This is a genomic window from Mesorhizobium sp. AR10 (genome assembly GCF_024746795.1).
Lineage (GTDB): Bacteria > Pseudomonadota > Alphaproteobacteria > Rhizobiales > Rhizobiaceae > Mesorhizobium.
The window spans coordinates 5,390,089-5,410,246 of record NZ_CP080524.1 but is presented as its reverse complement, the minus strand read 5'-3'; the positions used below and the strand labels follow the sequence as shown (position 1 = coordinate 5,410,246).

Annotated in this window: 21 protein-coding genes; 16 read left to right on the top strand and 5 right to left on the bottom strand. The window is 63.3% G+C overall.

All coding sequences use genetic code 11. The features are described 5' to 3' along the window. Window positions 1-11: 11 nt before the first annotated feature. Window positions 12-338, bottom strand: coding sequence for a co-chaperone GroES (locus tag LHFGNBLO_RS30085; protein WP_258603281.1), 327 nt, complete (start codon window positions 336-338; stop codon window positions 12-14). A 249-nt stretch (window positions 339-587) separates the two neighbouring features. On the opposite strand from LHFGNBLO_RS30085, the gene LHFGNBLO_RS30080 reads away from it, so the two are divergent. Then, the gene (locus tag LHFGNBLO_RS30080) at window positions 588-851 is read left to right on the top strand and encodes a hypothetical protein (RefSeq protein WP_258603279.1); all 264 of its coding nucleotides are present in this window, start codon (window positions 588-590) and stop codon (window positions 849-851) included. Further along, window positions 848-1,114 carry a DUF1488 domain-containing protein gene (locus tag LHFGNBLO_RS30075; RefSeq protein ID WP_258603275.1) on the top strand — a complete coding sequence of 89 codons (267 nt, stop codon included), beginning with the start codon at window positions 848-850 and terminating at the stop codon, window positions 1,112-1,114. Before LHFGNBLO_RS30080 ends, LHFGNBLO_RS30075 begins: the two co-directional genes overlap by 4 nt. Window position 1,115: 1 nt before the next feature. On the opposite strand, the gene LHFGNBLO_RS30070 is transcribed toward LHFGNBLO_RS30075, so the two are convergent. The 3 genes from LHFGNBLO_RS30070 to LHFGNBLO_RS30060 form a co-directional block, all read right to left on the bottom strand. Next, window positions 1,116-1,340 (bottom strand): DUF6500 family protein, encoded by a 225-nt coding sequence (locus tag LHFGNBLO_RS30070; RefSeq protein WP_258603273.1) that lies wholly within the window; start codon window positions 1,338-1,340, stop codon window positions 1,116-1,118. A gap of 76 nt (window positions 1,341-1,416) precedes the next feature. Further along, a complete protein-coding gene (locus LHFGNBLO_RS30065; protein ID WP_258603268.1) occupies window positions 1,417-1,608 on the bottom strand; it encodes a hypothetical protein in 192 nt (63 codons plus the stop codon). Window positions 1,609-1,655: 47 nt separating this feature from the next. Next, window positions 1,656-1,793, bottom strand: coding sequence for a hypothetical protein (locus LHFGNBLO_RS30060; protein WP_258603266.1), 138 nt, complete (start codon window positions 1,791-1,793; stop codon window positions 1,656-1,658). A 300-nt stretch (window positions 1,794-2,093) separates the two neighbouring features. On the opposite strand from LHFGNBLO_RS30060, the gene LHFGNBLO_RS30055 reads away from it, so the two are divergent. From LHFGNBLO_RS30055 to LHFGNBLO_RS29990, 14 genes are all read left to right on the top strand, one after another. Next, entirely contained in the window at window positions 2,094-2,501 is a 408-nt protein-coding gene (locus tag LHFGNBLO_RS30055) for a DUF3168 domain-containing protein (RefSeq protein WP_258603264.1), read from the top strand. A 172-nt stretch (window positions 2,502-2,673) separates the two neighbouring features. After that, window positions 2,674-2,973, top strand: coding sequence for a hypothetical protein (locus LHFGNBLO_RS30050; protein WP_258603261.1), 300 nt, complete (start codon window positions 2,674-2,676; stop codon window positions 2,971-2,973). A gap of 107 nt (window positions 2,974-3,080) precedes the next feature. After that, window positions 3,081-3,746 (top strand): response regulator transcription factor, encoded by a 666-nt coding sequence (locus tag LHFGNBLO_RS30045; RefSeq protein ID WP_258603256.1) that lies wholly within the window; start codon window positions 3,081-3,083, stop codon window positions 3,744-3,746. Then, window positions 3,730-5,169: an ATP-binding protein gene (locus tag LHFGNBLO_RS30040; protein WP_319944190.1), complete on the top strand. Its 1,440-nt coding sequence runs from the start codon at window positions 3,730-3,732 to the stop codon at window positions 5,167-5,169. The genes LHFGNBLO_RS30045 and LHFGNBLO_RS30040 overlap by 17 nt, the downstream gene beginning before the upstream one ends. Before the next feature lie 115 nt (window positions 5,170-5,284). Beyond that, window positions 5,285-5,731 (top strand): hypothetical protein, encoded by a 447-nt coding sequence (locus LHFGNBLO_RS30035; protein ID WP_258603254.1) that lies wholly within the window; start codon window positions 5,285-5,287, stop codon window positions 5,729-5,731. Between the two features lie 236 nt (window positions 5,732-5,967). Beyond that, window positions 5,968-7,101: a c-type cytochrome biogenesis protein CcmI gene (gene ccmI, locus LHFGNBLO_RS30030; RefSeq protein WP_258603253.1), complete on the top strand. Its 1,134-nt coding sequence runs from the start codon at window positions 5,968-5,970 to the stop codon at window positions 7,099-7,101. An 8-nt stretch (window positions 7,102-7,109) separates the two neighbouring features. After that, a complete protein-coding gene (ccmE, locus tag LHFGNBLO_RS30025) occupies window positions 7,110-7,550 on the top strand; it encodes a cytochrome c maturation protein CcmE (RefSeq protein WP_258603250.1) in 441 nt (146 codons plus the stop codon). A 30-nt stretch (window positions 7,551-7,580) separates the two neighbouring features. Then, window positions 7,581-9,563, top strand: coding sequence for a heme lyase CcmF/NrfE family subunit (locus LHFGNBLO_RS30020; protein ID WP_258603249.1), 1,983 nt, complete (start codon window positions 7,581-7,583; stop codon window positions 9,561-9,563). Beyond that, on the top strand, window positions 9,560-10,027 hold the full coding sequence (locus LHFGNBLO_RS30015; protein ID WP_258603247.1) for a cytochrome c-type biogenesis protein: 468 nt from the start codon (window positions 9,560-9,562) through the stop codon (window positions 10,025-10,027). The genes LHFGNBLO_RS30020 and LHFGNBLO_RS30015 overlap by 4 nt, the downstream gene beginning before the upstream one ends. Before the next feature lie 131 nt (window positions 10,028-10,158). After that, window positions 10,159-11,709: a DegQ family serine endoprotease gene (locus LHFGNBLO_RS30010; protein ID WP_258603238.1), complete on the top strand. Its 1,551-nt coding sequence runs from the start codon at window positions 10,159-10,161 to the stop codon at window positions 11,707-11,709. A 294-nt stretch (window positions 11,710-12,003) separates the two neighbouring features. Further along, a complete protein-coding gene (locus LHFGNBLO_RS30005) occupies window positions 12,004-12,678 on the top strand; it encodes a response regulator transcription factor (RefSeq protein ID WP_258603236.1) in 675 nt (224 codons plus the stop codon). A 6-nt stretch (window positions 12,679-12,684) separates the two neighbouring features. Beyond that, window positions 12,685-14,160 (top strand): HAMP domain-containing histidine kinase, encoded by a 1,476-nt coding sequence (locus tag LHFGNBLO_RS30000; protein ID WP_258603234.1) that lies wholly within the window; start codon window positions 12,685-12,687, stop codon window positions 14,158-14,160. Further along, window positions 14,160-17,126, top strand: coding sequence for a bifunctional [glutamine synthetase] adenylyltransferase/[glutamine synthetase]-adenylyl-L-tyrosine phosphorylase (locus LHFGNBLO_RS29995; protein ID WP_258603232.1), 2,967 nt, complete (start codon window positions 14,160-14,162; stop codon window positions 17,124-17,126). Before LHFGNBLO_RS30000 ends, LHFGNBLO_RS29995 begins: the two co-directional genes overlap by 1 nt. A 60-nt stretch (window positions 17,127-17,186) precedes the next feature. Further along, window positions 17,187-17,666 (top strand): hypothetical protein, encoded by a 480-nt coding sequence (locus tag LHFGNBLO_RS29990; RefSeq protein ID WP_258603231.1) that lies wholly within the window; start codon window positions 17,187-17,189, stop codon window positions 17,664-17,666. 51 nt (window positions 17,667-17,717) lie between these two features. Here the strand turns inward: LHFGNBLO_RS29990 and LHFGNBLO_RS29985 are convergent, their stop codons facing one another. Beyond that, complete coding sequence (locus tag LHFGNBLO_RS29985; RefSeq protein WP_258603227.1) at window positions 17,718-20,039, bottom strand: PAS domain-containing sensor histidine kinase; 2,322 nt, start codon at window positions 20,037-20,039, stop codon at window positions 17,718-17,720. Between the last annotated feature and the right edge of the window lie 119 nt (window positions 20,040-20,158).

The following is a 20,158-nucleotide window of genomic DNA, read 5'->3' as shown; positions in this document are numbered from 1 at the left end:
CGACGGCGTCGTCAGGCGGCCTTCTTGGTCGCGACGGTCTTCTCGACGGTCTTGTCGATGATGCCCATGATGTCGGCTTCCTTCATGATCAGAAGGTCCTCGCCATCGAGCTTGACCTCGGTGCCCGACCATTTGCCGAACAGAATGAAGTCGCCGGCCTTGACGTCGAGCGCAATCAGCGCGCCGCTTTCGTCGCGCGCGCCAGGCCCAACGGCGATCACTTCGCCTTCCTGCGGCTTTTCCTTGGCATTGTCGGGAATGATGATGCCGCCCTTGGATTTGGTGTCGCTTTCCGCGCGCCTGATGACGACGCGGTCGTGGAGTGGCCGGAATTTCATGGGAAACTTCTTTCTGGGGCCGGCATAGGCGGCCACGCCCCTCATATAGGCCCGTTGGCACTCGATAGATAGGAGTGCTAAAAATTATTCCCGGGCCGATGGAAATATTGGATAGTATTATTCGACCGATTCAATTCGGGGTGTCCGATCATCCCGAAATAATCCGAAAATTGAAATTTCGCTTCCGAGTCCCTATTTTAACGATGAAACGCATTTTCATATTCCCGGTTCAAGAAGGAGATTTCATCTATGGCTGAAGTCGCTCAAAGCATCATGGAAAAAGCTGAAGCACGCTTCGTCGACAAGCAGAAGAAAACGGCCGAGCGCAACAAGGCGACAGCCGAATATATGTCCGAGGCGAAGGCCAGGATCATCAAGACGGCCAGGCTGCGCGAATTGCGGCTGGCCAAGGAAGAGGCTGACCGCGTGGCGGAAGCCTTGAACCCGACGCCGAAGAAGAAGCGGACGGCAGTCAAAAAAGCCGGCGCCGCGCCAAAGGGAGAAAAGTCATGAGCCTTACATTCCCCAATCGAAGCCGCAGCTATGACGAGGCGAGCAAGCGCATCCGCTTTGTCGGCCACGACGGCATGTTCCAGATTTCCTTCTCTGTCACCACCGATGCCATCTCGAAGGCACCATCGGGGACGGCCACCTCCGAAGCCACCTATCTGGCGGCCTTCGACACGGCGTCCAGCTCCATCCATGACATTGCCAGGAATGCCTATGCCCGCACCCGCAGGAGCATGTATGTGCTGACCGAGGCGGATTTTCGCTAGATCAGCCGGCGTCCATCTCCTCGACCATCGCCCGTATCTTCACGGCCCTTTCAAAATGGTCGAGCCGGTGGGTTCTGATCCACCACTCGGCGGCTTCCATGAGAAGCTCAGGATCGTCGTTCCTGTTTGCGAAGAATGCATAGAACGACAGGCCGACGCCGGCGCCTTTCTGGGAGATCTTGCGGTCGCAGACTTCCAGGATCTTCTTTTTCAGGCTCGGTCTCACGGCAATCCCCTGTCTATAGACATTCAGCTGATGCGCACCGGCGGCAAGATGCAGGCCTGAAGCCAGTGGATTGCGATCAGGTCTTGCGGTCCGCTTTCGCCCGCCGCTTGACGTCTCGACTGTTCAGCCGGTCGACCATCGCATCCGCATCGCGCAGGTTCATACCGACCATGACCTGGTCTTTGAGCTCGACAGGCTGGCCGGTGAAGATGTCGAAGATGGTCCAGCTGTCAGGCTGCTCCATGCGCAATGCGTAGCGGTTTGCCATCCTGGCGTCCTTTGATTGTCGCGGTCGACCGGCAAATGTCGATGCTGTCAGGCCTGAGTGATGAAGAACACTGCCGCCAGGACAAGGATTGTCCAAACCACCACGGACAGCTTCAACACCAGGCCGCCATGCGAAGACAGAACCGCCCGCAAGCGGGGCACCATCTTCTCCAGGCTCTTCGACATGGTCGGCGCCGCAATCACGACGGGCGGCTTGACCCCAAGCCTTCCAAAGACAGGCAGCTGCGATGGCTCACGCACGAAAATGACCTCGAATGTCCGGAGAGAACCAGACTTCATAGCACCGTTTCTCAAACGCCTTGCATGCCAAATGAAAAACCAGGCGGTGAAGGGCCCGCTGCCGCAAGGAACCGTATATGGGGTCCGGGTGATCTGGCGCGAGAAGCTCGGCGCGGTTAGGCTGCAAGCAGGAAGCGTTGACGGGCGCAAAGCCTGTTCAGCCGCGAGGGGCAAGGGGAACGACAAATGACGGCGCCCGGCGATTTGCAGCAGGCCTTGTTCCAGAGATTGAAAAGCGATGCGTCGCTGTCGGCGCTGCTGGGCGGCGCCGGCCTGCTCGAGCGGGCAGCCGACAACGTCGCCTTTCCCTATGTGACCTGCGGCCAGACCAGCGCTTTTAACTGGGACACCGGCGCCGACAACGACGCCGATCAGCTTGTGACGCTGCATGTTTGGTCAAAAGCCCATGGCGAAGCCGAGACGCGTGCCATCATGGACAGCATCAAGGCACGCCTCGCCGACGCGGCGCTGGTCATCGGCGCGCATGGCCAAACACGGCTGTCGCTGGAATTCTCCGAGGCCCGTTACAATGAGGATCTGGCGGTCCATCACGGGCTGCTGCGCTTTCGCGCCATCACGCAGGAAAATGCCTGAGGCGCTTTCAATATCAGTGAAACGGAGTCTAGACTGAACTTCGCTGACTTCATCGGGTTGGGCGGTGAAATCAAGGGTTGATTGTCTCGCGTTGCAGGGGTGTGGCGGGCATGTATTTTCGAGCGTTCACTGTTCATTTCACGTTCAGCACCGATGCGTTACAAAGCTGACCATGAAAACGCTTCGTTCCCATTTCCGAACCGCGACCCTGGCGCTCTGCGCAGTCGGGCTGTTTGCGTCGCAGGCGACGGCAATGCAGGTCGTCATGCCCGAGCAGGCTCAGCCGATCATCCTGGCCGCGGCCGACTGCTACGCGATCGGCCAGCAGGTTGCCGAGCAGAATGGTGGCACGCTGGCCAAGGCCTCGCAGTCGACGCGCGGCGGCCAGCCGGTCTGCGTCATCGTCGTGCTTGTCCCGGGCAAGGACGGGCAGCGCCCGCGCCGCTCTGAAATCGTCGTCCCGCTGAACTGACCCAATCTTCCATCTTAGAGGCCTCCGTTTCCCAGGCCGCCGGAATCGGCCTATATCTGAGACCGGACCCGTCCACAGGCACACGCTTCAACAGGTATTGATCCCGCATGCGCGTACTCGTCGTCGAAGATGACAAGGACCTCAACCGGCAGATATCGGACGCGCTGGTCGATGCCGGCTATGTCGTCGATCGGGCTTTCGACGGCGAGGAAGGGCATTTCCTCGGCGACACCGAGCCCTATGACGCCGTCGTGCTCGATATCGGCCTGCCGCAGATGGACGGTATCAGCGTAGTCGAGCGCTGGCGGCGCGGCGGCCGCAAGATGCCGGTTCTCATCCTGACGGCGCGCGACCGCTGGAGCGACAAGGTGTCCGGCATCGACGCCGGCGCCGACGACTATGTCACCAAGCCCTTCCACATCGAAGAAGTACTGGCCAGGCTTCGCGCACTGATCCGGCGTGCGGCCGGCCATGCCTCGTCGGAACTGACCTGCGGACCGTTGCGCCTCGACACCAAGGCGTCCAAGGCCGATGTCAACGGCGTGCCGCTCAAGCTGACGTCGCACGAATTTCGCCTGCTTGCCTATCTGATGCACCATATGGGGGAGGTCGTGTCGCGGACGGAGCTGGTCGAGCACCTTTACGACCAGGATTTCGACCGCGATTCCAACACCATCGAGGTCTTTGTCGGACGGCTGCGCAAGAAGATGGGCATCGACATGATCGAAACCGTTCGCGGCATGGGCTACCGCATGCGTGAGCCGGAGGCGTAAGGCGGAACCGCTCCCTACAAAACTGGCTGTTCCAAAAAGGCTTTCGCTGCGCGTCTGGCCGCGTTCGCTGGCGTTCCGCGTCATCGCTTTTTCCACGGTCTGGGCGATCCTCACCCTCATCGTCATCTTCACCCTCATCACCACGCTCTATCGCCAGGCGAGCGAGCGTGGTTTTGACAGCCTGCTTTCGGCGCATCTGTTCAATCTGATCGGCTCCGTCGGTGTTTCCGACGGCGGTCAGCTTACCGGCGCCCCCGACCTTGGCGATCTCCGCTTCTCGGAGCCGAATTCAGGCTGGTACTGGTCGGTTGAACCCGCCTCCGAGGGCGTGCATGGCGACCTCCACTCATCCTCGATGACGACGACGATCCCGTCGCCGAGCGTCGCCGAGGTCCCGTTCAATGCCAGCTTCCAGCGCAGCTATGCCACCGAAGGCATCAACGGCGAGGACCTGGAAGTGTTCGAGAGCGAATTCGTTCTCGACGCCAAAAACCGCGCCGCGCGCTTCCGCGTCATGGGCAACCAGAGCGAACTCGAACAGGAGATCGCCACCTTCCAGCGTCGCCTGCTGACCTATCTCAGCCTGTTCGGCGTCGGCATGATCGCCATCAACGCGATCGCCATCCTGTTCGGCCTGCAGCCGTTGCGGCGGGTCAGGAACGCGCTCGCCATGGTGCGTGAAGGAACGGCGCAAAGGCTCGACGGCCGTTTTCCGGCCGAGATCGAACCACTGGCCAACGAGACCAATGCGCTGATCGAGAACAACAAGCGTATCGTCGAGCGGTCACGCACGCAGGTCGGCAACCTCGCGCATTCGCTGAAAACACCGCTCGCGGTGATGCTCAACGAGGGACGCGCGCTCGGCGGCGCCAAGGGCCAGCTCATCGCCGAGCAGGCCGCTTCCATGCAGAAGCAGGTCGACCATTATCTGCAGCGCGCCCGTGTGGCGGCGCAGCGCGACAGCGTCGTCTACCGCACCGCGGTAGCCCCCCTGGTCCAGCGCATGGTGCGCGTTCTGCAGAAGCTCAACCCGCAGACCGATCTCTCGCTTTCGCTGCCGACCGCCGACATCATTTTCGCCGGTGAACGCGAGGATCTGGAGGAATTGCTTGGCAATCTGCTCGACAATGCGATGAAATGGGCAAAGAGCAAGGTCTCCATCGCCGTCACGCCTGTCGTCGGCAAGGACGGCACGGCCAACATGTTCGAGATCAGCATCGACGATGACGGCCCAGGCATTCCCGAAGACAAGGCGCGCGAGGCGTTGAAGCGCGGCCGGCGCCTCGACGAGACAAAGCCAGGGACCGGACTCGGACTTGCCATTGTCGCCGACCTCGTCAACGAGTATGGAGGCGTTCTGGCGCTGGAACGGTCCGCCATCGGCGGGTTGAAGGCGGTGGTTCGACTACGGAGCCTTCAGTGATACTTTTCCAGGCGGTCGCCCGCGGCCAAATTTCCGACAAATATCAATACTATGGCCACGCCAGCTCCCCGATGACGCGGTCCCCAGCTCATCCTCAAGAAAACCGGTTGTTGGCATGAAGATTCGCCTCGCGCTCGTTTCCGTACTGCTCGCCGTTTCCGGCTGCGGGACGTTGGGCAAGGGCGGTGGCCCGGACGTCACGGTCACCCAGCCGCCGGCCACGCCCCCTCCGTCCGGCGCCAAGGTTGCGGCGACGATCATTTCGGCCATGGGTGGCGGCCTGGTTGGCGGATCGATAGGTGCCGGCCTGAGCGACGCCGAAAAGCGCAGCGCGCTGGAGGCGGAATACAAGGCGCTCGAATATACGGCGAGCGGCCAGAAGGTGACGTGGAAGAGCGACCGGTCGGCCCGTTACGGCGAAGTCGTCGCCGCCCAGCCTTATCGCGTCGGTTCGCAGGACTGCCGGCAGTATACTCATACGGTGTTTACCGGCACCGCCGGCGCCACCGCCCGCGGAACCGCTTGCCGCAACGCCGATGGCAGCTGGACCCCGCTGACCTGATCAATGCATGTCGCCCAAAAGTGCGCTGCGGTTTTGGGAACAACGACATGCATAAAAACAAAATCAATGTCGCCCAAAAGTGCGCAGCGGTTTTGGGGCAACGACATGCATGAAGCGGATCCGCTTGAGATCCGCTTCCGGTTGATATCGATCAAGGACATGCTGCGCATCTGCCGTCAAAGCGTCGCAGGACGCCTGTGTTGGCAGGGCAGGGCTCTCGCTCTATTGGATAAAAGATGCTGTTCTGGGTCATAGCCGCAATCCTCACGCTGGGTGCAAGCCTGGCGGTGTTGCTGCCGCTGGCCGGCGGCGTGAAGCGGGCTTCGACCAGCAGCGATCACGATTTGGAAGTCTATCGAGACCAACTGGCCGAGCTTGACCGCGACGCGGCGCGCGGCCTGATCCAGCCGGCGGAAGCCGAAGAGGCGCGCGCCGAAATCGCCCGCCGCATCCTTCGCCTGGACAATGCCGGCGCGGCAGACAATGCCGCGCGCCCATCGATGGCGACACGGCTGGTGGCGACGGCCGCGGTGCTGGTGATTCCCTTGGTCAGCTGGGGCCTGTATGGCCAGCTTGGCTCGCCCGACCTGCCTTCGCAGCCGCTCAGCGAGCGGCTGGCCAAGAACCCCGCCGACAACTCGGTGGACGAACTGGTGGCGCGCGCCGAGGCCCACCTTGCCGCCAACCCCACGGATGGCCGGGGCTGGGATGTTCTGGCGCCGGTCTACCTGCGCCTGCAGCGCTATTCCGACGCGGTGACGGCCTATCGCAACGCCATTCGCCTCGCTGGCGACAGTGCCGCCCGCCAGGCCGGTCTCGGCGAGGCAATCGCCAATGCGGCCGGCGGTATCGTTTCGGCCGATGCGCAAGATGCTTTCGAGGCGGCGTTGAAGCTCGATCCGGCAAATCCGAAAGCGGCCTTCTATCTGGCGGTGGCGCTGGCGCAGGAAGGCCGCATCGAAGAGGCGACAGCGGATTGGCAAAAAATGCTTGGCGCCTTGCCGCAGGACTCGCCATGGCGCCGCGCCGTCGAGCAGGCGCTGACTGAGGCCGCAAACCGGAGCGTCGCTTCGGGGGCGCCTGCGAAAGGCCCTGATGCCGGGGATGTCGATGCCGCTTCGTCGATGTCGCCGCAGGACAGGGAAGCGATGATCAACACCATGGTTGCCGGTCTCGACGAAAAACTGAAGCAAAATCCGCGCGATGCGGAAGGATGGATGCAGCTCGTTCGTTCCTATGTCGTGCTGGGCAAGGCCGACCAGGCGCGCGCCGCACTCAATCGCGGCATTGCCGTCTTTGGGGCGGGTAGTGAGGAAGCGAAGAAGTTCACCGCCTTTGCCGCCTCGCTTGGCCTGACGGCGACGGAGTAGAACCTGATATGACGCGCAAGCAAAAACGACTGTCGGTGATCGCGGGTGGGCTGGCCTTTCTCGGCGCCGCCACCGGGCTGACCTTCTATGCGCTCGGCCAGAAGGCCTCCTATTTCTACATGCCCGCCGATCTGACCACCGCCAGCCTGCAGCCCGGCCAGCGTATCAGGCTGGGCGGCCTCGTCGAAAAGGGCACGATCGAGCGCAGCCAGGGTGCAACCGTCGCCTTCTCGGTCACCGACAGGCACAAATCGGTCAAGGTCAGCTACACCGGCATTCTCCCCGATCTTTTCCGCGAAGATCAGGGTGTCATCACGGAAGGCGCCTTTGGCCCGAACGGCGTCTTTGTCGCCGACAGCGTGCTGGCCAAGCACGATGAAAACTACATGCCCAAGGAAGTGGCCGACGGCCTCAAGGCCAAGGGCGTGTGGCAGGAGAGCAAGAAGTGACCAAGCAGGTTCCGGTCGGGCGTCGCCACAATGGTTGAAACCGGACATTTCGCCCTGGTTCTGGCGTTTGCACTGTCACTGGTGCAGACGCTGGTGCCGCTGTTTGGCGCCCGCACCAACAACCCCAGGATGATGGCCGTCGGCGGCCCGGCCACGGTGACCGGCTTTGCGTTGACCGCATTGTCCTTCGCCGCATTGGCGAGCGCCTATGCCAGCTCCGATTTTTCGGTGGCCAGTGTCTGGGAAAACTCGCATTCGCTGCAGCCGTTGATCTACAAGATCACCGGCACCTGGGGCAATCACGAAGGCTCGATGCTGCTCTGGGTGCTGATCCTGAGCTTCTTTGGAGCGCTGGTCGCCGTCTTCGGCTCCAATCTTCCGGCAACGCTGCGGGCCAATGTGCTGGCCGTGCAGGGCGCAATCGGCGCCACCTTCCTCCTGTTCATCCTGACCACGTCCAATCCGTTCGCCAGACTCAATCCGGCGCCCATCGAGGGCCGCGATCTCAACCCGATCCTGCAGGATCTCGGCCTCGCCATACACCCCCCGCTGCTCTATCTCGGCTATGTCGGCTTCTCGATCTGCTTTTCCTTCTCGGTCGCCGCCCTCATCGAAGGTCGCATCGATGCGTCGTGGGCGCGCTGGGTGCGGCCGTGGACGCTGGTCGCCTGGATGTTCCTCACCGGCGGCATCGCCATGGGCTCCTACTGGGCCTATTACGAGCTCGGCTGGGGCGGCTTCTGGTTCTGGGATCCGGTCGAGAACGCCTCCTTCATGCCGTGGCTGGCGGGTACGGCGCTGCTGCATTCGGCGATCGTCATGGAAAAGCGCTCGGCGCTGAAGATCTGGACGCTGCTCCTGGCGATCCTGACCTTTTCGCTGTCGCTGCTCGGCACCTTTCTGGTGCGTTCCGGCGTGCTGACTTCCGTTCATGCCTTCGCCACCGATCCAACGCGCGGCGTTTTCATCCTCTGCATCCTGATCCTGTTCATCGGCGGATCGCTGGCGCTGTTCGCCTTTCGCGCCTCCAGATTGACGGCCGGCGGCCTGTTTCATCCGATCTCGCGCGAAGGGGCACTGGTCCTCAACAATCTGTTCCTGACCACGGCTACTGCCACCGTGCTGATCGGCACGCTCTATCCACTGGCCGTCGAGGCCTTGTCGGCCGACAAGATTTCGGTCGGCGCGCCCTTCTTCAACCTGACATTCGGCCCGCTGATGGTGCCGCTTCTGCTCGTGGTGCCCTTCGGGCCGCTGCTGGCCTGGAAGCGCGGCGACATTTTTGCTGTCGCGCAGCGCCTGATGGCGGCCTTTGCCGCAGCGCTCTTGGCCGTGCTGGTGACGGCGCTGTTCATCGACGGCGCATCGGCGTTCGCCGCCCTTGGCGTCGGCCTCGCCTTCTGGCTGATCTGCGGCGCGCTCACCGACCTTGCCGTCAAATCCGGCTTTGGCGCTGTCGCGCCAGGCATCATGCTCAGGCGCTTCGCCGGCCTGCCGCGCTCGGTGTTCGGCACCACGCTCGCCCATCTGGGGCTTGGGCTGACGACGCTCGGCATCGTTGGCACGCTTTGCTTCGGCACCGAGAAGATCCTGTCGATGCATGCTGGAGAGACCGTCGAACTGTCCGGCCACACGCTGCGCTTCGAGGGGCTCTATCCGGCCCAAGGCCCTAACTACAGCGAGGATCGCGGCCGCTTTGCCCTGCTCGGCGCCGACGGCAGCACTTCGGCCGAAATCACCTCGGAAAAGCGCTTCTATCCGGTGCGCCAGATGACGACGACCGAGTCCGGCATCAAGACGATCTGGTTCAGCCAGCTTTACCTGTCGCTTGGCGACGAGGGCACCGACGGCTCCGTCGTCGTGCGCCTGTGGTGGAAGCCACTGGTGACGCTGATCTGGGGTGGTGGCCTGGTGATGATGGCAGGAGCGGCGATGTCGCTGCTCGACCGCCGCCTGCGTGTCGGCGCGCCCTCGCGCCGCCGCAAGCTCGTGTCGTCTGCGAGTTTGCCATGACCGCAAGGTTTTCGCTGGCCTCGCTGGTCCTGCTGCTGGCGCTGATGTTTGCCGGCGCCGCCCAGGCTGTGAAGCCGGACGAGGTCCTCGCCGACCCGGCGCTCGAGGCGAGGGCGCGTGCCCTGTCGGAAGGCCTGCGCTGCATGGTCTGCCAGAACCAGTCGATCGACGAATCCGACGCCGACCTTGCCCGCGACCTGCGCATCCTGGTGCGCCAGCGCCTCGTCGCCGGCGATACCGATCAGCAGGTGATGGACTATATCGTTTCCCGCTACGGCGAGTTCGTGCTGTTGAAGCCGCGCTTCAACCCACGCAATGCCTTGCTGTGGGGCACGCCTGTCGTCCTGCTGCTGGTCGGCGGGATCTTCATCGTGCTGACCGCGCGCTCCCGCCGTTCGCTGGCAACCAAGGCGTTGAGCACCGAAGAACAGGCGGCGCTGGACACAATTTTGCGTCGCGAGTGAAGGCAGCGGACGGCCGCCAACATTACAAAAGTTTCATGCACCGGAAATGGCGCCGTAATGTGCGCCTCTCTATTTCTCGTCGCCGGAGGATGCGCATCAAACAGCATCCCTTGAAAGAGGATACGAGACCCATGAATATAGCCCCCAATTCATATTCCCGCACCCGCAAACGTCTGATGGCTGCAGCCGCGTCGCTGGCCATTGCCGGCGCGATCGGCTTTGGTGCCGTCACCACCGGAACAGCCCCCGTTTTGGCCGATGCCGTTCGTGTCGAGGCGCCGCAGGTCCCGGGCTTCGCCGATATCGTCGAGCGCGTTTCGCCCGCTGTCGTCAGTGTCAAGGTCAAGGCCAAGATCGAGCCGGCGGCCGATGACGGCTCCGACCAGTCCGACGGTCAGGACGGCATGAACAGTCTTCCCGACAATCCGCAGTTGCGCCGCTTCTTCAAGGAATTCCGCGGCTTTGGCGACCAGAATGGCCAGGACCAGGACGGCAACAGGCGTTTCGGACGCCGCGACCACAACAACGGCCAGCCGCGTCCGGTGGCGCAGGGCTCCGGCTTCTTCATCTCGGATGACGGCTACCTCGTCACCAACAACCACGTCGTCGAGGAAGGCTCGTCCTTCACCGTGGTGATGCATGATGGCAAGGAACTCGACGCCAAGCTGATCGGCACCGACCCGCGCACCGATCTCGCCGTGCTCAAGGTCGATGGCGACGGCAAGTTCACCTATGTCGACTTCGCCGATGATTCCAAGGTTCGCGTCGGCGACTGGGTCGTGGCCGTCGGCAATCCGTTCGGCCTCGGCGGCACCGTCACCGCCGGCATCGTCTCGGCCCGTGGCCGCGATATCGGCGCCGGCCCCTATGACGACTTCCTCCAGATCGACGCCTCGGTCAACCGCGGCAATTCCGGTGGCCCGACCTTCAACCTCAACGGCCAGGTCGTCGGCATCAACACCGCGATCTTCTCGCCCTCCGGCGGCAGCGTCGGCATTGCCTTCGACATTCCCGCTTCGACCGCCAAGACGGTCGTGCAGGATCTGATGAAGAGTGGCAGCGTGCAGCGCGGCTGGCTCGGCGTCGAGATCCAGCCGGTCACCTCCGACATTGCCGAATCGCTCGGTCTGAAGTCCGAAAAGGGCGCGCTCGTCTCCAGCGCTCAGGATGACGGCCCTGGCAAGAAGGCCGGCATCACCGCCGGTGACGTGATCACCCAGGTCGACGGCAAGGACGTTGCGTCGCCGAAGGAACTCGCCCGCCTGATCGGCGCCTATGCGCCCGGCAAGTCGGTCGACGTCACCGTGTGGCGTGACGGCAAGAGCCAGGCGATCAAGATCGATCTCGGCAAACTGCCGTCCACCGACAAGCAGGCCTCCGCCGACCAGCCGGCCGCGCCGGCAAAGCCCGACACGCTGGCCGATCTCGGTCTCACCGTCACCAAGTCCGACAACGGCAAGGGTCTGGTGGTGACCGATGTCGACCCCGACAGCGATGCCGCCGATCGCGGCATCCAGCCCGGCGACATCATCACCTCCGTCAATTCGACCGAGGTGAACGGCACCGAGGACGTCACCAAGGCCATGACCGATGCGGTGAAGTCCGGCCGCAAGGCGGTGTTGATGCAGATCACCCGCGACGACTCGAACCGCTTCGTCGCGCTGCCCGTCGCCAAGGGCTGATGATCGTTTCGACTTTTCCGGTGCGGCGGTTTCAAACACCCCCGAGCCGCCGCATGGGAAAGCACGGGGCCCGAACGCGTTAGTCAGTCATCGTGTTCCGCTCCGGCGGCAGCGGGCTTCCCATCGCCCGCTGCCGCTTAATTCCAGAGCATGCCGCCCAAAGTGCGAAGCGGTTTTGGGATAACGACATGCCCAAACAAAGAGGCATGTCGTCCAACGACACGCGATTCAACGAAGGCCACAATCCAGATGCCGGCCCCTCAATCTTCCAGCGAAATCGCGTATAACGGCCCTATGAAGATTCTCGTCATTGAAGACGATCGCGAGGCGGCCGACTATCTGCAGAAAGCCCTGGCCGAGGCCGGGCACACCGCCCATGTCGCCGGCGACGGCGAAACCGGCTTCGCGCTTGCCGATGCCGGCGACTATGACGTGATGGTCATCGACCGCATGATGCCACGCCGTGACGGCCTGTCGGTCATCGCCGGCTTGCGCTCGAGGGGCAACACCACGCCGGTGCTGATCCTGTCGGCACTTGGCGAGGTCGACGACCGGGTCACCGGCCTGCGCGCCGGCGGCGACGACTATCTGACCAAACCCTATGCCTTTTCCGAATTGCTGGCTCGCGTCGAGGTGCTGAACCGCCGCGCCAGCGCCAAGGAAGCCGAGACTATGTATCGGGTCGGCGATCTCGAACTTGACAGGCTCTCGCATTCGGTTCGTCGCGCGGCATCCGAGATCACGCTGCAGCCGCGTGAGTTCCGCTTGCTCGAATATCTGATGCGCCATGCCGGCCAGGTGGTGACGCGCACCATGCTGCTCGAAAATGTCTGGGACTACCATTTCGATCCGCAGACCAATGTCATCGACGTTCACATCTCGCGGCTGCGCGGCAAGATCGAAAAGGGCTTCGACAAGCCGATCCTGCATACGGTTCGCGGCGCCGGCTATATGCTCAAGAGCGGGTAACGCCTTATGTCGTTGTCCGTGCCGGCCATCATGAAGACGACGGCAGCGAGACTTTCGGCGCTCTATTTTCTGCTTTTCGCCATTTGCGCCGTGCTGCTCGTCTTCTACATGACCTCGCTGTCGGCGCGCATGCTGACCGCGCAGACCCAGGAGACCATCAACGACGAAGTGCTCGGCCTTGCCCGCGCCTATCAGCGCGGCGGCCTGCCGGTGCTGGTGCGCGTCGTCGAGCAACGCTCGCGCCAACCCGGCGCCAATCTCTATCTGATCGCCGATGCCAATGGCCAGATCCTGACCGGCAATGTGCAGAGCCTGGAGCCGGGGGTGCTGGAGACCGACGGCTGGACCATCGAGCCCTTCTCCTACCGGCGCTTTGGCGAGGGCGAATTGGAGCGGCAGCGCAACCCGGTGGCTGACCAGAACGAGACGCAGCCCGGCGAGAACGACGTGCAGGCGGGGGGCGAGAAGGGCCACAACGCCATCGCGCTGGTGCTGCGCCTGCCGAACCAGATGATCATGCTCGTCGGCCGCGACCTCGGCGAGCCGGAGCGGTTCCGCGCCGTCATCCGCCGCGCCTTGATGCTGGCGCTGGGCATGATGGGGCTTGGCGGGCTGTTGATCTGGTTCTTTGTCGGGCGCGCAGCGCTGAAGCGCATTGACAGCGTGTCGGAGGCGAGCCGTCGCATCATGGGCGGCGACCTTTCCGGCCGGCTTCCGGTCACCGGCGCCGGCGACGAGTTCGACCGGCTGTCCGAAAATCTCAATTCGATGCTGGCCAAGATCGCGACGCTCAACGAGGGGCTGAAGCAGGTCTCCGACAACATCGCCCACGATCTGAAGACACCGCTGACCAGATTGCGCAATCGCGCCGAGGCGACGCTTTCCGGCAAGCACAAGACATCAGACTACCGGCAGGCTCTGGAAGGGACCATCGTCGAGTCCGACCAACTGATAAAGACCTTCAACGCCATCCTGATGATCTCGCGGCTGGAGGCAGGCTATTCCTCCGAAAGCACCAGCAGGGTGGATCTTGCCGCAGCGGTGCGCGATGTCGTCGAACTCTATGAGCCGGTGGCGGAGGAGGCGGGTGTGACGCTGGAAACGTCGGTGCAGGATACCTTCGCGGTCGGCGGCAATCGCGAACTGATCGGCCAGGCGCTGTCGAACATCGTCGACAATGCGATCAAATATTCGACCGATTCCACTTCCAAGCCTACGGTTCGCGTGATGCTTGAGCGCGTCGGTGGAGAGATCCGGCTTTCCGTCTCCGACAATGGCCAGGGCATTCCAGACGATGCCGACCGCGCCAGGGCGACGGAGCGTTTCGTGCGCCTGGAAAAAAGCCGTTCGCAGCCGGGTTCCGGCCTGGGCTTGAGCCTCGCCAAGGCGATCATGAAGTTCCACAATGGGCGGCTTGATCTTCTGCCCGGCAATCCCGGCTTGTCCGTGGTCATGGGCTTTCCCGAAAGGGAGGAGCATTGATGGCGGTGAAGGCGGCTGCGAAACGCGTCGAGACCGGCTGGCTGTTGAAGCCGGCGGCAAAGCTCGTTGCGCTGGATGAAAGCCGCGCCCGGCGGGAATTGTCGGAGATCGCTTCCACAGCGCAGGAAGAGGACCTGTCACGACTGGCGAAATTCCTCGCCGGCAAGGGCGTTGTCCAGGAATTCCTCGCCGCTGTGTTCGATCTGTCGCCGTTCCTGCGCGATACGGTACGCCGCCGCCCTCAAATCCTCGATGCGCTCTTCGAACAGACGGTCGAGGCCCGGCTGATTGCGATCGGTGCCGCAATCGACAAGGCGTCGCGCACTGAGGCCGTCTCGGAATCGAGCCTGATGATGGAACTGCGGCAATGGAAAGCGGAGGCGCATGTTCTGATCGCCTTGGCCGATCTCGCCGGCGAGGCCGAGACCGCTACGACCGTGCGGCGGCTGAGCGATCTCGCCGATTCCTGCACCCGCGCCGCCGTCGATTTCCTGCTGCGCGACGCGCATGGGCAAGGCAAGCTCAAACTGCCGGATCCCGAACAGCCTGCGCGCCAGTCGGGCTGGATCCTGCTCGGCATGGGCAAACTTGGCGCGCATGAGCTGAACTTTTCCTCCGACATCGACCTGGTCGTCTTCTTCGATCCGGAAGCGCCTGCAATCGTCGATCCGCTCGACGCGACTGAGCTCTTTGCGCGCCTGACCCGCCGGCTGGTCCGCATCCTCCAGGACCGCACCGAACACGGCTATGTCTTCCGCACCGACCTGCGGCTTCGCCCCGATCCCGGCTCGACGCCGCTGGCGATCCCGGTCGAGGCGGCACTGCGCTACTATGAGGCGCGCGGCCAGAACTGGGAGCGCGCCGCCATGATCAAGGCGCGGCCGGTGGCCGGCGATCTGGCCGCAGGGGATGCCTTCCTCAAGGAGTTGCAGCCCTACATCTGGCGCAAATACATGGACTACGCGGCAATCGCCGACGTTCATTCGATCAAGCGCCAGATCCACGCCCACAAGGGGCATGGCGAGATCGCGGTGAAGGGCCACAACGTCAAGCTCGGCCGTGGCGGCATTCGCGAGATCGAGTTCTTCGTCCAGACCCAGCAGCTCATCGCCGGCGGCCGCTTTCCCGAACTGCGCGGCCGCGAGACCGTGCCGATGCTCGGCCAGCTTGCGACGCGCGGCTGGATCACCGCCGATGCGCGCGACGGGCTCACAAGGCAATACTGGTTCCTGCGCCGCGTCGAGCACGCCATCCAGATGGTTGCCGACGAGCAGACGCATATCCTGCCGGACAATGACGAAGGGCTGGAGCGCATTGCCCGCATGCTCGGTTTTGCCGATGCCGCGGCCTTTGCCGAAATGTTCCGTGCCGCTCTCCATCAGGTCGAGCGCCACTATGCAGCGCTGTTCGAAACCGCGCCCGAACTTTCGGCCGGGATCGGCAATCTGGTCTTCACCGGCGATGTCGATGATCCCGACACGCTGCAGACTTTGCAGGGTCTCGGCTTCCAGCGGCCGAGCGATATCTGCCGCGTCATCCGCGGCTGGCACTTCGGCCGCTACCGCGTCACCCAGTCGGCCGAGGCGCGCGAACGGCTGACCGAGCTGACGCCGGCGCTTCTGCAATCCTTCGGCCAGACGCGCCGGGCCGACGAGGCGGTGATGCGCTTCGACGAGTTCCTTGCCGGTCTGCCCGCCGGCATCCAGCTGTTTTCGCTGCTGCAGTCCAATCCAGCACTGCTGAAGTTGCTGGCGACGATCATGGGCGCGGCACCCCGGCTGGCGGCGATCATTACGCGCCGGCCGCATGTCTTCGACGGCTTGCTCGATCCGGCACTGCTGAGCGAACTGCCCAACCGCGCCTATCTGTCCGCGCGGCTTTCCGCCTTCCTCGAAGGCGACAGGGCCTATGAGGACGTGCTCGACCGCTTGCGCATCTTTGCCTCCGAGCAGAAATTCCTGATCGGCGTCAGGCTGCTCGCCGGCTCCATCGATTCGGCGCGGGCTGGCCGTGCCTTTTCCGACCTCGCCGATCTCACCATAGATGCCGCACTGCAGGCGGTGACGGCGGAGTTTGCGCTGCGCCACGGCCGCATCGCCGGCGGCACGGTTTCGCTGCTCGGCATGGGCAAGCTCGGCAGCCGCGAATTGACGGCCGGCTCCGACGTCGACCTCATCCTGCTCTATGATCACGATGCCGATGCCGAGGAATCCGACGGCGACAAGCCGCTTGCCCCATCGCACTATTACACTCGCATGACGCAGCGTTTGATATCAGCCGTTTCCGCGCCGACGGCCGAAGGCGTTCTCTACGAGCTCGATCTGCGCTTGCGGCCGTCCGGCAACAAGGGCCCGGTGGCGACCCATGTCGATGCTTTCAAGAAGTACCAACGCCAGGAGGCCTGGACATGGGAGCACATGGCGCTGGCGCGGGCGCGCGCCATCGGCGGCGATGCAGCACTTTGCGCCGAGGTCGAGGCCGAGGTAGCGGCGGTGCTGGCCCTGCCGCGCGACGCCGCAAAAGTGATGGCCGAGGCGTCCGAGATGCGCGCGATGATCGAGAAGGAGAAGCCGCCGCGCGATCTCTGGGATATCAAGCTGATCCCGGGCGGTCTCATCGATCTCGAATTCATCGCGCAAGTCGCGGTGATATCAGGTCAGGTCGAAGCCGGGCGCCGGGCCACCGGAACAGCGGAGATCCTTTCGCGCCTGGCACCGGATTTCACGGATGCCCAGGTCAGGCAGGACCTTGGCGATGCCTATGCGCTCTATCTGGCGCTGACCCAGATGATGCGGCTCTGCCTCACCGGCGTGTTTGAGCGGAACGACGTTCCGCCGGGGCTTTCGGATCTGCTTCTGGCAGTCACCGACCTGCCGGATTTCGGTGTGCTGGAAGCACACCTCAAAGAGACGTCGCGAAAGGTCAGAAAGGAATTTGACCTTTTGCTTCGTGCGAAACGACCGTGATGGCGACAGGCTGAACGGTTGTTTCCAGCATCGGGGGTGACGATGCAACAGGAGAAGACCATGAGAAGATCAACCAAACTCGCACTCGCCTTTGTCGCGCTGGCCGGCGCCGTCGGTACAACGGCCTATGCCGAAAACAATGCCAGCGCAAAAATGCGTGAAGGCATGATGATGCGCCTCAACAAGGCGATGAAGGATTCAAACGGCACCATCACCTTCGACCAGTTCTCCGACGCCATGAACGCGCGGCTGAAGAAGATGGTCGCCGACAATGGCGGCAAGCTGACCGTGGCACAACTCGCCGACGCGCTGGAGAAGGCACGCTTCGAGAAGATGGCCAAGCGCATCATCGCCCGCTACGACTCGAAGGGCGACGGCACGCTGACGACCGACGACATCACCAGTCGTGAGAAGAAGGTGTTCGCCATGCTCGACAAGAACAATGACGGCAAGATCGAAAAGAGCGAACTGCCGAAGGGCGGCCGCGGTGGTCATCATCAGAAATGGGGTGGTGGCGACGGCGAAGACAGCATGCAGTAAATCCGTCATACCGGCTCCGGCGGCGCGAGCCGCCGGAGACATGTTTACGGATCAGGCGGCGACTTTGATCGACAGGGTCGCCTTCTTGACCGGGATGCGCACCGACACGATCGTGCCGACGCCTTCGGTCGAGCGGATCTTCAGGGCGCCGCCCTGCAGCTCGGCCAGCGAGCGCGAGATGGCGAGACCAAGGCCGGACCCGGCATGGCTCTTGGAAAACTGGTTCTGCACCTGTTCGAACGGCCGGCCGAGCTTGCTCAGCGCCTCCTTCGGGATGCCGCAGCCATTGTCCTCGATCGTCAACACCAGCGCGCCGGACGTGTTGCGGGCGCGTACCGATATGTGGCCGCCCTGGCCGGTGAACTTCACCGCATTCGACAGAAGGTTGATGACGATCTGCTTGATCGCCCTGCGATCGGCAAACAGCGTCATCGCATCGGCGATCCGGGTTTCCACCGTGATCGATTTTTCCGCCGCCTGCAGCGAGACGACGCGAACCGTTTCGCGGATCAGCGGGCAGAGATCGATTTCCTCGCGATCCATCGAGAACTGGCCGGCCTCGATCTTCGACATGTCGAGGATGTCGTTGATGACGCCCAACAGATATTTGCCGGAGCCGTTGATGTCGGTGGCATATTCCTCGTAGCGGGATGAACCCAGCGGTCCGAACAGGCCTTGTTCCATCAGCTCCGAGAAGCCGATGATGGCATTCAGCGGCGTGCGCAGCTCATGCGACATGTTGGCCAGGAACTCGGATTTGGCCCGGTTGGCCGCCTCGGCGCGCTCGGTTTCCTTCATGTATTTGCGGTTGAGGTCGACGAGCTCGCGCGATCGTTCTTCCTCCGACCGGCGGGCAAGGCTGAGATCGTGGATCGTCGCCATCAGCCGGCGCTCGCTGTCGACCAGCTTCTCCTGGTGCAATTTGATCTGGGTGATGTCGGAGCCGACCGAGACGGTGCCGCCGTCGCGGGTGCGCAATTCATTCACCTGCAGCCATCGGCCATCGGCCAGCTGCCGCTCGAAGGTGGCGCCGCCTTGCGGCCCATTGGTGTTGGCAAGCCGCCGCTCCGAGGCGAAGGCCAGCATGCGCTCTTCCAGTATGGCGCGCGAGGCGCCAGGCATCACATCGCGGTCCGACAGGCCGTTGTCCTGCTGGTATTTGGAATTGCACATGATCAGGCGCTGGGCGGAATCCCAGAGCACGAAGGATTCGTTGATGTTCTCGATGGCTGTCCGCAGCCGCAGGTCCGCCGCCTCCGAGCGCAGCGCCAGGTGCCGTTGCTCGGTGACGTCGACGGCGATGCCGATCAGCTGGATCTCCGGTGCTTCCGGGTCGATGACCTGTGCCCTCGCGCGCATCCACACCCATTGTCCGTCGGCATGCCGCATGCGGAACACCTGGTCGATGTGATCGATCTCGCGTTCGACGATCCGGTTGGCGAGTTCGAACAGGTCGCCGTCCTCTGGATGGATGATCTCATCGACCTCGCCGAACGACAGCATGGTGTCGCAGGGCTCGTAGCCCAGCATGTCGTACATCGAGCGCGACCAGTACATCTTGCCGCGCACCATGTCCCAGTCCCACAGGCCGCAGCGGCCGCGAACCAGCGCCATGTCGATACGCTGATGCGCCTCGAGATAGATGCGGTCGGCCGTCTGGGCGCGCGATGCCTGGCCGAAATAGGCGTAGAGGATGATGATCAGCACGCCGGCCGTCAGCACGAACAGGGTGACGTTGAGCGAGACGGTCTTGCGCCAGCTATCGAAGATCGCTTCCTGCGGCACCAGCACTGCCGCGGCGTTCTTCCTGTCCTTTGTCAGGCTGACAGTGGCAAACCAGTCCTGCCCGCCGATGCTGACATCCATGACCCCGGCGCGGTCGCCGAACATGAACAGCGGCTGGCCGCCCTGGACGAGGCCGTCGAGCGATCGGCCCTGCCAGCCTGTCGACAGCGGCGACACCGCAATGATCTTGAAGGCGCCGTCGGTGATGACAAGCACATGGCTTCGGCCCATGGCGCCCTGGCGGCCGGTGTTCTCCAGAAGGTCCATGGCGGCGCCGGATGCGGCATTGGGATCGGCGGCGATCGCGCTGGCCATCTGGCCCGCAGCCAGCGACAGGATCGCCTTGGCGTCGCGCTCGACCTCGTCGCGCTCGTTCATCAGCGATAGGACCCGCAGCGCCGCAATGACGATCAGAAAGATGATGATGAGAGCCGGTATCGATCGGCGCAGCAGCGGCTCGGCAGCCAGCAGCCGCCGGTAGGCGGGTTCGGCGATGAGCCGCGTGTTGCCGGCGAGACCATCGCCTCGCGCTTCGCGCCGCTCAAAAGCCGTCCCTCCGGGCGCGCCCCACGCGTCCGCCTTGGCCATAAATGGCACTCCCCGAATTTCCGTACGCTTGACGATCCGGCAACACCGCACTTCCGAATCGTCTGTAAAGAATCAAAGGGGATTCGCCTTGTCCAGAGGCGCGGGCAAAAAAGATTAAA

Excerpts from the sequence above, each read along its gene's own strand:
- LHFGNBLO_RS30050 (WP_258603261.1), top strand. The coding sequence starts at position 2,674 with ATGAAAACGCTTCGTTCCCATTTCCGAACCGCGACCCTGGCGCTCTGC.
- LHFGNBLO_RS30060 (WP_258603266.1), bottom strand. The coding sequence starts at position 1,793 with ATGTCGAAGAGCCTGGAGAAGATGGTGCCCCGCTTGCGGGCGGTTCTG.
- LHFGNBLO_RS29985 (WP_258603227.1), bottom strand. The coding sequence starts at position 20,039 with ATGGCCAAGGCGGACGCGTGGGGCGCGCCCGGAGGGACGGCTTTTGAG.
- LHFGNBLO_RS30055 (WP_258603264.1), top strand. The coding sequence starts at position 2,094 with ATGACGGCGCCCGGCGATTTGCAGCAGGCCTTGTTCCAGAGATTGAAA.
- LHFGNBLO_RS30020 (WP_258603249.1), top strand. The coding sequence starts at position 7,581 with ATGGTTGAAACCGGACATTTCGCCCTGGTTCTGGCGTTTGCACTGTCA.
- LHFGNBLO_RS30045 (WP_258603256.1), top strand. The coding sequence starts at position 3,081 with ATGCGCGTACTCGTCGTCGAAGATGACAAGGACCTCAACCGGCAGATA.
- LHFGNBLO_RS30065 (WP_258603268.1), bottom strand. The coding sequence starts at position 1,608 with ATGGCAAACCGCTACGCATTGCGCATGGAGCAGCCTGACAGCTGGACC.
- ccmI (WP_258603253.1), top strand. The coding sequence starts at position 5,968 with ATGCTGTTCTGGGTCATAGCCGCAATCCTCACGCTGGGTGCAAGCCTG.
- LHFGNBLO_RS30015 (WP_258603247.1), top strand. The coding sequence starts at position 9,560 with ATGACCGCAAGGTTTTCGCTGGCCTCGCTGGTCCTGCTGCTGGCGCTG.
- LHFGNBLO_RS30000 (WP_258603234.1), top strand. The coding sequence starts at position 12,685 with ATGTCGTTGTCCGTGCCGGCCATCATGAAGACGACGGCAGCGAGACTT.
- LHFGNBLO_RS30005 (WP_258603236.1), top strand. The coding sequence starts at position 12,004 with ATGAAGATTCTCGTCATTGAAGACGATCGCGAGGCGGCCGACTATCTG.
- LHFGNBLO_RS30080 (WP_258603279.1), top strand. The coding sequence starts at position 588 with ATGGCTGAAGTCGCTCAAAGCATCATGGAAAAAGCTGAAGCACGCTTC.
- LHFGNBLO_RS29990 (WP_258603231.1), top strand. The coding sequence starts at position 17,187 with ATGAGAAGATCAACCAAACTCGCACTCGCCTTTGTCGCGCTGGCCGGC.
- LHFGNBLO_RS30010 (WP_258603238.1), top strand. The coding sequence starts at position 10,159 with ATGAATATAGCCCCCAATTCATATTCCCGCACCCGCAAACGTCTGATG.
- ccmE (WP_258603250.1), top strand. The coding sequence starts at position 7,110 with ATGACGCGCAAGCAAAAACGACTGTCGGTGATCGCGGGTGGGCTGGCC.
- LHFGNBLO_RS30075 (WP_258603275.1), top strand. The coding sequence starts at position 848 with ATGAGCCTTACATTCCCCAATCGAAGCCGCAGCTATGACGAGGCGAGC.
- LHFGNBLO_RS30085 (WP_258603281.1), bottom strand. The coding sequence starts at position 338 with ATGAAATTCCGGCCACTCCACGACCGCGTCGTCATCAGGCGCGCGGAA.
- LHFGNBLO_RS30035 (WP_258603254.1), top strand. The coding sequence starts at position 5,285 with ATGAAGATTCGCCTCGCGCTCGTTTCCGTACTGCTCGCCGTTTCCGGC.
- LHFGNBLO_RS29995 (WP_258603232.1), top strand. The coding sequence starts at position 14,160 with ATGGCGGTGAAGGCGGCTGCGAAACGCGTCGAGACCGGCTGGCTGTTG.